The following is a 13101-nucleotide window of genomic DNA, read 5'->3' as shown; positions in this document are numbered from 1 at the left end:
TCCTATCAATACCTTGGGATACATCAACCGATGTAAAGGAAATCTGTACTATATAATTTCAACCCGCTCATCTTTGATTAATATTTTAACTGGGAGGTTCAAATCTGTCTGGATCTTTACCCGTAGTGCCTCCAAGGCTGGAGGTTCGCCATGTACGAGCATGATTTGCTTTGGCGGTATTTTATATTTCCCAATCCATTCCATTAGCTCGGACTGATCAGCGTGTGCTGATAATCCCGTTAATTCTACAATATTAGCCCTTACAGGATAATACGAGCCGTGGATTTTCAACTCGTGCGAATGATTTAACAGTGCCCTTCCACGCGTGCCCTCTGCCTGAAAGCCTACAATAAGTATCGTATTCCGGCTGTTTCCTAGATCGTGTTTCAAATATTCAAGAACGCGACCGCCAGTCACCATTCCACTACCTGCAATAATGATTTTACTTCTTTGATCACGAATAATTTCCTGCGTATTTATATAATCTCTGTTAATTTCAACATCAGAGACAATCGAAGCCCATTCAATTTTGTCCACAGCAGTATATTCAGCATAATCGACCATGATGGTTGTCGCAGAAGCAGCCATTGGGCTATCCAATATAACTGGTAGATCGTGGGGGATTTTTTTCTGTTTCTTTAGGTGATAAATCATATAAAGAAGCTCCTGTGCTCTGCCCACGGCGAAACTTGGAATGATAATATTCCCGTGATTTTCAACTGTAAGGTTTATCCAATGCTGAAGGCTATCATTCACATTTGTATTATCATGCAATCGGTCTCCATAAGTTGACTCCATAATTAGATAATCGGCTTTGTTAAAAAAATCGTTAATAGGTAAAACCTCACTTTTGTTCCTTCCGATATCTCCCGAAAAGATAATTGTTTTATCAAAGCATGTGATGGCTACTGAACAGGCACCGATGATATGGCCGCAGGGTTTAAACTCACATTGAATGTGATCGCTCAAGTTGATCGCGGTGTTTTCCTGGACAGTATAAAAATGCTGAAAAGATCGTTCGGAATCGTCTCGCGTGTAAAGTGGCTTTGCGGGATGATGTTTGGAATAAAAGTGGTAATTCGCTTTTCTTGCGTCCTCTTCCTGTAATTTGGCACTATCGAGCAGGATCAATTTTGTGAGTTCAGCTGTAGGCTCCGTCATATAAATCTTACCTTTAAACCCATTTTTTATGAGCAGAGGTATATAACCGCAATGATCCAGATGAGCATGCGTAAGAAGCACTACATCAATGTCTTCTACAGGTACATCTAAAGGTCCCCAATTTTGCTCACGCAATATTTTAATACCCTGAAACAAACCACAATCAACCAATATCGTGAGTTCGGGAGTTTGAAGTAGATGTTTGGAGCCTGTGACTGTTCCGGCGCCGCCTAGAGATTTTAAATAAATGGTTTCCATCTTTTTAGGTTTAAAGGTACCTTCACTTCTTATTTTTGTAATGCGTTTTTTTGATAGCAATATGAAGTAGCCCGTCTTTATAATTGGCCTTTATCTGATTCAAAGCAATATTGTCCGGTAGGTTAAAGCTGCGTGTAAAAGAGCTTGTAGAAAATTCTTTTCTCAGATAATTTTCATTCTCTTCTTTTTTTTCTATACGATGTTCTGCAGTAATAACTAAATCGCCTGCCTGTACTGTTATGTTAAAATCCTTTTTTCTAAATCCTGGTGCCAGTACCTTAATTTTGTAAACACTTTTTTTTTCAATAATATTGACTGTAGGTAACAGTGTGTCCTGATGCTCGGACGATTTATCATTAGACCAAAAGCCATCTCCTGTAGGTACGAGTGGAGGTTGCTTGGCTTGGCCTTTAGGTTTTGTAATTTTCATCATAAATATATTTAATGGTTTTACTCCTAAAGTTAGGCTTATGCAAATTATTAGATCATGATTTCAGCAATATTAAAAAATGATGCTGGTCACTTTCCATATAGCTATTAAATCATATAATTTAGTGTTAATCGGATTCAATCACGTAAAAAGCGATATTTACCTCCGCTCGGTAAACATCGCTAGCAAATTATCAAGTCCGTCTTCAGCGTGCAATATTTCAGTGTTTTGCAACGTATCTTTTGTTACTGCTGCCGCCCTTGCCTGCATTTGTTTTTCGTAATTTGAAATTGCAGTCTGAATATCCGGAAAATGGTCGCATGTCAGATTCTCGGCCAATTCAAAAGCATCCTGCATCGCCTGGTTTACACCCTCACCGGCATATGGCGGCATACGATGAGCTGCGTCACCAAGCATGGTCAAGTTTGATAATGTTGTCCACGTCTGGTCTAACGGAAAGTGGTATTGTGGTCGCGGCATAAACCAAATTTCATTACTTGCAAAAAGTTCATGCCATTTTTCGCCCCAGTAGGAGAACGCGACTTTAAACCAATCAAAAACCTGTTGCTTGTTATTAAAGTCAATGCCGCTTTCCTGCACCCAATTTTCGGGAACTTTACAACCGGTATAAAACGATAAACTGCCCTCTCCTTTTGCACTTAAAATAATGGATTGTTCGTTTCCAAGCGCAAATACTTTTCCGCCTTTTGTTATTTCCCAAAGTTTCGGTGTGTTTTTTTCGGCCTCGTAGATATTTCCTTCAACAATTGTAACGCCAGAATAAATCGGCTTAATATCGGTTAGGTAAGGGCGAATTTTTGAGTTTGCACCGTCGGCTGCAATGACAAGGTCAGCATAAAAAGATTTTCCGTTTTTGAAATGCAGAAGCCAGCCATGATCCTGTTTTACCATTGAAATAAACTGACTGTCCCAAACAATGATGTCTTCATGCAATGCGCTTATTAAAATATCACGCAAAGGGGCACGATCAATTTCAGGGCGATCTTCTTGATCCTTATCTTGAAGCTCGTGCTCGTCCATTTTGATAATGGCCTGCTCGTCCAACACCCTTAAACGTCCCGCGTCGGGTCGAAAGCTAGCTTTAAATTCGTTCATCAAATTTGCTCTTCGAAGAGCTTCCAAACCACTTTCTTCGTGCAGATCCAGTGTGGCTCCCTGCTGGCGAACTTCTTTATTGCTATCACGTTCATATACGGTTACATTTACTCCTTTTGATTGTAAGAGTTTGGCTAATGTGAGTCCGCCAGGACCACCGCCAACAACTGCAACTTTCTTGTCTTGTAATTTCATATCCAGTAAAATTTATTTTTTTGACTGAACAAAATTACGTTGGCCTGAGCGTTGAAAATTGTATAAAACGCTCATTTTGGTTCTTCAACAGTTCTTTTGGTGAAACACCAGCAAGTTTCTTAACTTCTTTAATAAAATGGGATTGATCGGCAAAGTTTTGCTGTGGAAACAATTTGCCTTTTTTGATATGCTGAAAGGAAGCACGGAAGCGGATAATATTGCAATATGCTTTTGCCGTAAGTCCGAACTGCTGATCGAAATAACGGTTGATTTGTTGCCGACTCCAAAACGATTGCGCGGCAAGTTCTTTAATTGTAATCGCCCCGTTTGATGCATAAATGAGGTCGAACAGTGTCCGTTTCCTGTTGTCAACTTCAAGCGGCAAAAGCGACTGTATTTTATTTGTCGCTTTCGCACAGAACGAATCAAAGTTATTCAGGTCGTCGGCACTAAAGTTCCAAAAATTGGGAGGCAAGAGAGTTGCCCTATCCACCAAGTTGACGATGTTGGTCTGAAAAACAGACTGGACTGCAAGCGGGTTAAAACTGATGGCGTAAGTCTGTCGCAAAGGCGCAATGATAGCCTTCCCCGGCTGAGTTTGGATACCCAAAAGCGTCACGTGGAAAGACTCTGTTGCAGATTGCGTGAAAAATAGATCAACTCTTCCGTCTGGCAATACTACAACCTCTCTATTACAATCCGATTGGTTTTGTAAAAGCCAAAAGCTTTCAACAAAATCCGCTAACGACTTGTCAGGTTTTATTGCCTGGTATTTTAATTCATTTTCCATTGTTTTAGTCCGTTTATAAGCCATGCCCCCCCCTCAAAATTTATTACGGCACATCCGGTTAAAAGTCCCATACCTCCAATCAAAATTAAGGATTATTATATAATCAAATATGAAATAGATCAAACACTAAGCCTATTCGGATGAGGGTAGCGGCAATCCTTGTTTTTCAATGACAAATGCTTTAAGCTCTGCCATTTTTCCATCTTCGAATCGCCAAATGTCGCAATAATCGAAATAATCATATTTTCCGTCCTTATTTCTCAACCGAATTTCTCCGGTCACCATAACAAAATCACCTTCCTCAATAGATTTTTCCACATCAAAAACCGGCGGTTCCTGATAGAACTCTTTCAAATAAGCGCGAACTTCTTCTTTCCCATGGAGAATACGCTCACCTATAAAAACCCATTTCGTCTCTGCAGTACAATAAGCTAAGAAGCTTTCATAATCTCCTTTGGCAATAAATTCATTGGCTGTGTGTAAAATCGTTATATTTTTCATTTTCAGCTAGTTGTTTTGAATCATCAATTTTTGTCGGTCCACACGTTTTAAATGTTATAGTGGATCAGTATGATACGCCGCTACGTTCATAAAACCACTCAGGTGAACAAGTTGTTTTAAATGATGGAATAAGATATATTCAATGCTATGACGAACTACAGAGATCAGCATTTAAGTAACTACTTCTCTTTCCTAAAAACAAATATCGCGCAAATCGCTGCCAGTAAAAGGCACCCGCCGAACACCTGGAATGCGCTTTCCAGACCGATATTGATAATCAGGCTCAGTAAAAGGCTCCCAAGGCCATAACCCGAGAAAAGAAAGAATGCAAAAAGTCCTGTCGCCGCTCCTTTTTGCGCACTGAATGTGGTGACAATAGCAGCAAACAAAGGATGCGAGAGGTCAAATCCGAGTGAAAGTAAAGCCACTAAAACACAGGCTGCTGCAAGATTTAGATTTTGGCTGAGCAGCAATACGGTAAGTGCTCCCAAAAATAAACCTAAAGGTATTATTCTCTGTCTTCCATAGTGGTCCGCAAGCTTTCCGAGTAGTGGACCTAATAATAGGCCCGGAATACCATACCCCAACAAGGCTAGCCCAATCTGTAATTCGTCGAGGCCATAGTTTCTATAGAAAAAATAAGCCAGCCAGGCAAAAATACCACCATGGAACATCCCGTTAAACAAAACATAGAAATAGGTATGCCTAGCTCTTCCGCTCGACAGGATATTGCAGAAGACGAGGAAAATGTTCTCCTTAACTCCACGGACCGTCTCATTTGCTTTAAATATGTCCTTTTGATACATGACAATCAGCAGCAAAATAAGCAGCGCGATGCTCGCGACGCCAATAAAAAGCCATTGCCAACCGACCAGCGATGTGATCAAAGCGCCTGCGCTGGATCCGAAAGCTGTGCCTCCTGCCATGTTACCAAAGAATATCCCAAGCGCGTGCCCCCGTTTTTCGTACGGGTACCGATCGCTGATCCAGCTAATGGTTGTGGGGGCAATACCGGCGGCACCGATGCCGGTCAGCAAACGAAGGAAAATCATCTGGTTAATTCCATGGGCGTAAGCTGTCAGTAATGTCAATACGGAAAAGATGACTAGGCACAGCGTAATTATCCGGAACCTGCCAAAGCGATCACTTAGAGGCGCATATACCAATGTAAACAATCCATAGCCGAGCAGGTAAGATGGTTCAATAAAACTCACATGCCGGGTAGTCGTACCAAACTGTTCGGATAGCAGTGGAAGCAATGGCGCGACCATGAATCCCTGAAAAAAAACAATGAAAGTTGCCAAAGAAAGAATATAAACCGGAAACATAGATACGTCTGTGGCCGTTCTGTCATTTGTAATTAATTTGTACATTTCTATTATTTGTTAAATGATACAAATTTCAAGAATGTTCGCCGCAGAAGACTTATACGGATTGAGGCGATAATTGGACTTTTTATCGATTTAAATAGTAAGTGGACTTTTCATAAGTTGCAAAGCGTCTTGACGGTATGCTGTAGGAGTTAGACCCGTCATCTTTTTAAAAAACCGGTTAAAATAATTTGCTTCATTAAATTGTAATAGATCAGCTATTTCTGACACCTGCAGATCGGTGTGTGTTAAAAGACTTTTCGCTTCCAGCACTAGCTTTTCATTAATATGAAACAACGCCGTGTGCCCGGTATATTTTTTTACTAAAAAATTCAAATGGCTAGCTGTGAGATTCAGTTCATCTGCGATTTTTCGAACCGTTGGCCTTCCTTCTTTTCGTATATCGGGGGCGTCAATAGCATAAGCATCGAGCACTTTTCTAAACTTGACCATCAGGGAGGCCTGTTTTAACTGAAAAGGAGTTTTTACCTCCTTATCTTTATAATACAGACGACGGATTTGGATAAGCAATACCTTTAATAAAGTTTGCATCATTTCAAAATTATCCTCCTGTCCCGATTTCATTTCAAGGAGCAGCGTTTCGGCTGTATGCGATACCTTGTCCATATCTTGCTGCGAAAGCCTCAGAAGTGAATTGGCTCCACGCATAAAAAATGGGTAATCTTTTTCAAATTTGGGTTTTAGAGGGTCTATTCCAGCAAATTCGGACGTAAAACAAATGAGATAGCCATAAATCGTCTCCTCACGCTGCCAGCTTTCCGTTTTACCGGGATATGCAAAGTAAATACTGTTAGCTGACGTATAGATGGTTTCGTCAGGAAGCAGGAATCTGGGCCCCTGTGTCTTGCAGATTAAAATACGAAAAAAATTACCTCGGAAAAGCGGCATGAAAAGCAATTTGCCTTTTGCCTGGTCTTCAATCCGCATGACGTTAAATAAATCATTCACAGCTGTACCAATCCTAAAAGTATCGAAAAATTGACTAATGGTATCGAGCCATGGAATTAAAGCCTGTGTCTTTTTGTTTTTCATGCATTAAAGAAATCTATCAAATTTAGCCAATAGCGCGCTATAAAATAAAGAAATTATCAACTTTGACTTAGCGACAAGTTTAAATCTCGTTAACCCGAATAGCCATTATTAACTAAATCATATACAAGTCTTTCATACCTAGTTATCGCTGTCATTTATCAACCATTTTCTCAAAAACTCCAGCAATGTTTCTTTAACAAAAGGCTTCACAGCAAAATCATCCATTCCACACGAAATGCACCTTTCCTTTTCGTCCTTAATATTACTGGCTGTCAATGCTATAATTGGCGTATGTATCCTCCCCTCTTCATTTCTTCTAATCAATCCAGTTAACTCATAACCATTCATTTCAGGCATCTGTATATCCATGAAGACCAAATCAGGCCTATTCTCCTTGAACAATTCAAATCCCATTACCCCATCGACCGCCTCTATGATTTCCACATTGGGAAGAACATTCTGTACAATGGTTCTAGTAAGCAACATATTAAATTTGTTGTCTTCAATAATTAAAATCTTGTATTTTCTTTCCAAAAAGGCCGTTTCTTTTTCGGCATATTTGATCGTTTCTTCATCCTGCTGTAATGCAGCAACTAATGTTGAATACAGTTGATCTACTTTAACTGGTTTATTAATACAATGAATAATATGGCTGCTTTCAGCAATACGGGCTGGGTTGGTCTCAAGGACGGATAACATTAAAACTACGGGCTGTCCAACTCCTTTGTAGAGTGACTTTTCCCTAATTTTTTTTATCGTATCGATACCGTTCATTATAGGTAGATCATTATCAATAATAATCGCATCATACCGCTCACCTTTGGCCAACATTTGAAGAACTTCAAATCCGTTATCGGCCAACGAGACATTAACTTTCTTCAAATGCAACATCAATGCAATATTAGCTCGATCGGCATCTTGTCGGGCAACTATCATAATCTTTAAGGATTCTAAAAGTTTCCATTCATACACATCCCCCTTTTGCGACCTTAATGTTATTTCAAAATAAAATTGGCTCCCTTTCCCATATTCGCTTTCCAATTTTAGTTTACTATCCATCATTTTTAGCAATTGATTTGAAATACTAAGTCCAAGTCCTGTTCCGCCAAATCTCTTGCTTATTGTAGCATCTTCTTGAGAAAATGCTTCAAATATTTTTTGCTGTTTTTCTGGTTTAATACCTATTCCGCTGTCCGTTACACTGAAGCGCAGCGTGGTGGAGTTTTCGTCCGAGGATAGTACATCGACATGTAGTTCAACACTTCCCTTGTCCGTAAACTTTATTGCATTACTTAGAAGATTCATGAGCACCTGTTTGAGTCGAAGTGAGTCAACCCAAACATAATGCGGTAGCGATTCTGATAAATTTACCCGAAAATCCAATTTCTTGGCCTTCCACTGAAAGTCAATCAGACTTGTAACCTGAGCAAACATCTCATACAAATCATTTTTTTCAATCGAAAGCTCCAATTTGCCGGCTTCAATTTTAGAAAAATCAAGTATATCGTTTATGATGCTCAAAAGAAGATTAGCAGACTGATCGACAATAGAAACATATTCTTTTTGTGTATCGTCTAGTTTTGTACGACTCATCAAATCCGTAAAACCTATAATTCCGTTAAGAGGTGTACGAATTTCATGACTCATATTAGCGAGAAACTCTGACTTTGCCACGCTACCCTGATCAGCAAGCTTTTTAGCTTTCTCTAATTCTTCTCTTTGAAGAACAATCTTCGTGATGTCTGTGGCAATGCCAAGATAACCTATAATCTGACCAGAAATATCGCGCATTGCAGTGACTGCTAAAGATACGTAAAGTCGCGTAAAATCTTTTTTTATATAAGTCCATTCTCTTTGCTCGGATCCGTAGCGCTCTGCCATCTCGACAAACACCCTAAATTCACTAATCGGATACCCAAATTTACTTTCAAGTTCCTTCGCTCGATCTTTAACTTCCCTACTGCTATGAAATAATGTCGGCGTAATTTTACCGATCACTTCATTACCTTTATACCCTAATAAATTTTCTGCGCCCCGGTTGAAAAGTGTTATCAACCCTTCTGCGTCAGTTGCTATGATAGCGACTGCAGTAGTGGCATTCAACACATCTTCGAGCAATTTCTTAGAACGAATCGATTCCGCCTCAGAACGTTTACGTTTATCAATATCCTGAAAAGTGCCATATAGTCGAACGCACTTCCCTTTTTCAAAAGTTGCTTTCCCTAGTGCTCTAACCCACAAGCTTGTACCCTGATAGGTATCAATTTCTAATTCAAGATCCCATGAAGCTCCTGTAGCGATTGCACTATTGATAGCCTGAACAATTTTAATCCTATGTTGAGGATTTTTATAAAACTCAATTGCTGTTTTAATAGTTGGACGATAATCCTTTGGAACCCCATGAATAATCTTTGTCATTTCAGACCAATCGATATAATCATCAACTAAATCATACTCCCAGCTCCCCACTCTGGCCACCTGACTGGTCATGTCTAGTGTAGATTTCGCATATTCCAATTTACTAGTTAACTGGAGGTGCTGGTTTTTCTCTTGAAGTAAGCCAAGAACTTCTGTGCACAATAATGAAAAAAGAGTCTGTTGATTATCAGAAAGCTTGTTTGAGCTACTATCCATAACGCTTAAAAAACCAACTATTTTTCCTTCGTGATTGATGAGTGGTGCTTCATAATAATACAGTATTCCAAAATTCTGGAAAATCACTGAATTGCGCTGCGAAGGAAGTTCATTGCTAAGGTCTGGAAACTCTAGCGTGCCGTTGTCATCAAATACATAGTCCAAAAATACTTTATCGATACTTATATTTCCATCGACATCATGAAAATAGGTCCGCACAAAATTTTTACTGTTGTCGAATAAAGTCAACACCGCCATTTCCGTATTACAAATCAATTTCGCTTTAAGGAGCACTCCAAAAAGATCTTTCTTAATCATGTCAGCGACTAACTTATAATCATTATCCATGATGAGGTGGTCACTGTTATCGTTTTTAGGGTACCTTTGATTCTGCATAAGGTTGTAATATGCTATAGAAATTTAAAGTTTATAACAAAACAACAATTTTATTTGAATAGTTTTTTAATAAAAAAAGAATTAATTCAAATTAAAATATTTTGGAGAACTAGGCATACGCGGAATCATGCGTCATCTGTTCCCTTATATTCCATTACATCAAAGACTTTGATCTGCTCCGCATACATATCAACCGTTGGCTAAAGCCGGGCGGCAGTTTTGTGTTTTCTGTTGAGTATCCGATATTCACTACTAGACCCGACCAAGACTGAATCTACGATGCAGCCGCAAACAAGTTGTACTGGCCCGTAGACCATTACTTTGGAGAAGCAAGGCGGGAAACACACTTTTTACAAAACAATGTAATAAAATAACATAGGACACTTACCACATACCTTACAACCCTGCTGGCCCATAACTTTGCGATCAACTTAGTTACTGGACCACAGCCTAACATGGAGATGGTTAACCATGTTGCCTGAATGGCAGACGAACTCAAAAGCCCTATGATACTGATTGTGTCGGCACAAAAAAGGCCGGAATAAACCAGCCCTGATATATATAGTTATGATCCCAATAATGGGTAGTCGGTTTCAAAAAAATGCTGGCCTAACAAGTGCAAATCAAGCCAGCAAAAGCAATCTTCTCATTTTTCGTATAAGAAACAATTGTAATGTCTTACTCGTTTGAAAAAAATAAAAAAACCTTGAGGAGGGGATCTCAAGGTTTTTACTACCTGTTATTAACCTAATTTATGAAAGTACTCTTATAACAATGGTTAGTTCGCCTTCGTTTGATCTTTTTATAAAAAAGTTGAGTTCGTATTCCCTGCTTCACAATTATTTTATTTAAATGAGAGCTTATTCAAAATGGTATTGTCTAAGACCAACTTAACCTATAAAAAAGAAAAAGGCCACTTAGACAGTATCCAAGTGACCTTAAAATCTTATATTGTAATCTGTTTTATTTTCCTTTAGCCTTCTCTGCCTCGATCTGCTTTACAAACTCTACAGTGACGTCCGCTAATTCGGCTATCTCCGATATCGAAAACTTATTCGAAGACAAAAGATTTTTTATTACTTCCGCCTTCCCTTCGGCTTTTCCTTCGGCTTTTCCTTCAGCTTTTCCTTCAGCTTTTCCCTCAGCCATTGCTTTTTCGCGCGCTCGTTTCAATTGATCCTCCTGACTACTTCGGATACTCTCGGCATCCCATTTATTCCTTAAACTTACGTTGTACATCTCTCGTTCCTCCGGTTTTAGTTTGCTATACTCTGCTAACTGAAATAACTTCTCAAAAATAGGCTTACGCAAATAAGTGGAAAGTCCATTTAGCGAAGACATATTTTTGAGTACATAAAGCCAACGATCTAAATCATTAACTAACTCTGCCTCAGCTTTAACAAAGTTAACCAATTCCACATATATAAAGCCTAGATCGTCATAAAATATTTTACCATGATCTCGATAACATAAACAAATATCGTGCAGAAAACACTTCTCATCCCCCGCATCAGGCATTGCAAATCCATCCATCAGTACAATGATATAAACTTCACTAATTGCATAATTCCAAGCCCTTCGGTTGCCTTTGGGTGCCTGATCCGCTATCAATTTACTGCTGTAATAAAGCATGCGCTTTTTCAAATTATCCTGCGCCGTGCGCTGCACTTCAATAATAAAACGTTCGCCATTGTCTGCCGTACAGGTCAGATCAAAAATAACGGTACCGATATCCTCTGTATCCCCGACATGCTCATTTTTGTTATAATACAGGTCGGCAATAATCTTGCGTCCTCTAAACAGTTCGTTTAAGAAAGCGATCAGAAGATCTTTATTGGTATCTGATCCGAAAACTTTTTTAAATCCATAATCTGTTGTAATATCGATATATTTCGACTGTTTCAACTCACTCATAATACATTGTTTTTAAATTGGTTAACAATACAAATATAAGTAAAAAAACATTTTAATACTAATATTTTTAGTATTAAAACATTAGTATGTATATGAATTAAAACAAGTTCCCCGATGAAGATCATTTTCGTCCTATTCACTCCTCGGATCGGGTTTTAGCGGCATCTTGCCACAGCGGATCACCTCAACGGAAGGGCAACCGTATTCCAGAACAACTTTGCCTTAAACCAAATAGACTCCTGCTCCACGGAGTGGATATTTGGCTAGGCTCTGCGGGAAATGGACGGTATCAAAAAAGCGTCCCTCGGCATCAAGGAAGGTTCCGAATTTCATCAGGTCGCCACGCTTGGTCTTCACAAATTTCTCACAGACAAAATCCCCCACAACGCGGATTATTTTCCCTTCGTGCAGATGAAGTTCCCTGGCAGGCATATCGCCCCGATAATCGCTTTTGGTAAGTTCGAATAGCGTACCCGTTACGCAAAAGCCAATCAGCTCCATCTCGTCGTAATAATCCTCCAAGATATCTTCTTCCAAAGGGGGAAGAATAGGCTTGCGACTTTCGGTCTCAAAGAGCGCCATACCTGCTGCCACAGGCTTATGCTTGCTCATCATCAGGTGAGCTGCCCACAGCAATTGCTTTTTCCCCCGTCCCTGTAAAACGCAAGGCACCCACACGAATCAAAATAACGACCTGCTCAATACCCGTCTGTGTCCGTTTGACAAAGTTTCCTAGACTCGTGTACTAGCCATTGGCTTCACGCTCCTCAATAATACGATGAGCCAGTTTACCTTCCAAATTGAGCAGGCAGTCAAAACCCAGGTAAATATCCTTATCCTGAATGGAGGTATTAAAGACCGACTGATTGACACAGGGCAGGCAGATATTGCCCCCTGAAATTCGTGCTTCATTGACATAGACCTTACGATTGTAAAACCCGCCATAATTGTTGAGCACCGCAACCATAAACTCCAAAGGATAGTAGGTCTTGAGGAAAAGACTCTGATAACTCTCTACGGCAAAAGATGCTGAATGTGCCTTGTTAAACGAATAGCCAGCAAAACTCTCCATCTGCCGCCATATCTCGCGGCTAGTCTTCTCGTCATAGCCTTTGGCCTTACAGTTGGAAAAGAACTTATCCTCAATTTCGATCAGGTGGTCCTTGCTACGATATTTGCCCGACATCATCCGCCGGAGTACATCGGCATCGGCCATATCGAGCCCGCCGTAGGCATTGGCGATCTTCATTAGCAACATATTCTTTTCTTCAATTGACACATTA

Annotated in this window: 11 protein-coding genes; all 11 read right to left on the bottom strand. The window is 39.8% G+C overall.

Annotated elements, in window-relative coordinates; all coding sequences use genetic code 11:
• Window positions 1-48: 48 nt before the first annotated feature.
• The 11 genes from CBM24_RS10960 to CBM24_RS10910 all read right to left on the bottom strand — a co-directional run bounded on the left by CBM24_RS10960 (window position 49) and on the right by CBM24_RS10910 (window position 13097).
• Entirely contained in the window at window positions 49-1419 is a 1371-nt protein-coding gene (locus tag CBM24_RS10960; protein ID WP_088161247.1) for an MBL fold metallo-hydrolase RNA specificity domain-containing protein, read from the bottom strand.
• Between the two features lie 22 nt (window positions 1420-1441).
• Window positions 1442-1849, bottom strand: a complete 408-nt coding sequence (locus tag CBM24_RS10955; RefSeq protein ID WP_232475758.1) for an Hsp20/alpha crystallin family protein — start codon at window positions 1847-1849, stop codon at window positions 1442-1444.
• Window positions 1850-2008: 159 nt separating this feature from the next.
• Window positions 2009-3160 (bottom strand): FAD-dependent oxidoreductase, encoded by a 1152-nt coding sequence (locus CBM24_RS10950; RefSeq protein ID WP_088161245.1) that lies wholly within the window; start codon window positions 3158-3160, stop codon window positions 2009-2011.
• 34 nt (window positions 3161-3194) lie between these two features.
• On the bottom strand, window positions 3195-3950 hold the full coding sequence (locus CBM24_RS10945) for a helix-turn-helix domain-containing protein (RefSeq protein ID WP_088163529.1): 756 nt from the start codon (window positions 3948-3950) through the stop codon (window positions 3195-3197).
• 132 nt (window positions 3951-4082) lie between these two features.
• Window positions 4083-4451: a nuclear transport factor 2 family protein gene (locus tag CBM24_RS10940; protein ID WP_088161244.1), complete on the bottom strand. Its 369-nt coding sequence runs from the start codon at window positions 4449-4451 to the stop codon at window positions 4083-4085.
• Window positions 4452-4630: 179 nt separating this feature from the next.
• Window positions 4631-5824, bottom strand: a complete 1194-nt coding sequence (locus CBM24_RS10935) for an MFS transporter (protein WP_088161243.1) — start codon at window positions 5822-5824, stop codon at window positions 4631-4633.
• Window positions 5825-5914: 90 nt separating this feature from the next.
• On the bottom strand, window positions 5915-6874 hold the full coding sequence (locus CBM24_RS10930) for a helix-turn-helix domain-containing protein (RefSeq protein ID WP_088161242.1): 960 nt from the start codon (window positions 6872-6874) through the stop codon (window positions 5915-5917).
• 138 nt (window positions 6875-7012) lie between these two features.
• A complete protein-coding gene (locus CBM24_RS10925) occupies window positions 7013-9856 on the bottom strand; it encodes a PAS domain-containing hybrid sensor histidine kinase/response regulator (RefSeq protein ID WP_198386093.1) in 2844 nt (947 codons plus the stop codon).
• Between the two features lie 1011 nt (window positions 9857-10867).
• A complete protein-coding gene (locus CBM24_RS10920; protein WP_088161240.1) occupies window positions 10868-11818 on the bottom strand; it encodes an Rpn family recombination-promoting nuclease/putative transposase in 951 nt (316 codons plus the stop codon).
• A gap of 222 nt (window positions 11819-12040) precedes the next feature.
• Complete coding sequence (locus CBM24_RS10915; RefSeq protein ID WP_157698428.1) at window positions 12041-12490, bottom strand: hypothetical protein; 450 nt, start codon at window positions 12488-12490, stop codon at window positions 12041-12043.
• Window positions 12491-12563: 73 nt separating this feature from the next.
• Window positions 12564-13097 (bottom strand): hypothetical protein, encoded by a 534-nt coding sequence (locus CBM24_RS10910; RefSeq protein ID WP_157698427.1) that lies wholly within the window; start codon window positions 13095-13097, stop codon window positions 12564-12566.
• Window positions 13098-13101 lie beyond the last annotated feature (4 nt).

Source organism: Sphingobacterium sp. G1-14 (assembly GCF_002196555.1).
GTDB lineage: Bacteria > Bacteroidota > Bacteroidia > Sphingobacteriales > Sphingobacteriaceae > Sphingobacterium > Sphingobacterium siyangense.
Note: the sequence above shows the minus strand (reverse complement) of the source record. Positions and strands in the feature narration are given on the sequence as shown.

Excerpts from the sequence above, each read along its gene's own strand:
- CBM24_RS10960 (WP_088161247.1), bottom strand. The coding sequence starts at position 1,419 with ATGGAAACCATTTATTTAAAATCTCTAGGCGGCGCCGGAACAGTCACA.
- CBM24_RS10955 (WP_232475758.1), bottom strand. The coding sequence starts at position 1,849 with ATGAAAATTACAAAACCTAAAGGCCAAGCCAAGCAACCTCCACTCGTA.
- CBM24_RS10950 (WP_088161245.1), bottom strand. The coding sequence starts at position 3,160 with ATGAAATTACAAGACAAGAAAGTTGCAGTTGTTGGCGGTGGTCCTGGC.
- CBM24_RS10945 (WP_088163529.1), bottom strand. The coding sequence starts at position 3,950 with ATGGAAAATGAATTAAAATACCAGGCAATAAAACCTGACAAGTCGTTA.
- CBM24_RS10940 (WP_088161244.1), bottom strand. The coding sequence starts at position 4,451 with ATGAAAAATATAACGATTTTACACACAGCCAATGAATTTATTGCCAAA.
- CBM24_RS10935 (WP_088161243.1), bottom strand. The coding sequence starts at position 5,824 with ATGTACAAATTAATTACAAATGACAGAACGGCCACAGACGTATCTATG.
- CBM24_RS10930 (WP_088161242.1), bottom strand. The coding sequence starts at position 6,874 with ATGAAAAACAAAAAGACACAGGCTTTAATTCCATGGCTCGATACCATT.
- CBM24_RS10925 (WP_198386093.1), bottom strand. The coding sequence starts at position 9,856 with ATGGATAATGATTATAAGTTAGTCGCTGACATGATTAAGAAAGATCTT.
- CBM24_RS10920 (WP_088161240.1), bottom strand. The coding sequence starts at position 11,818 with ATGAGTGAGTTGAAACAGTCGAAATATATCGATATTACAACAGATTAT.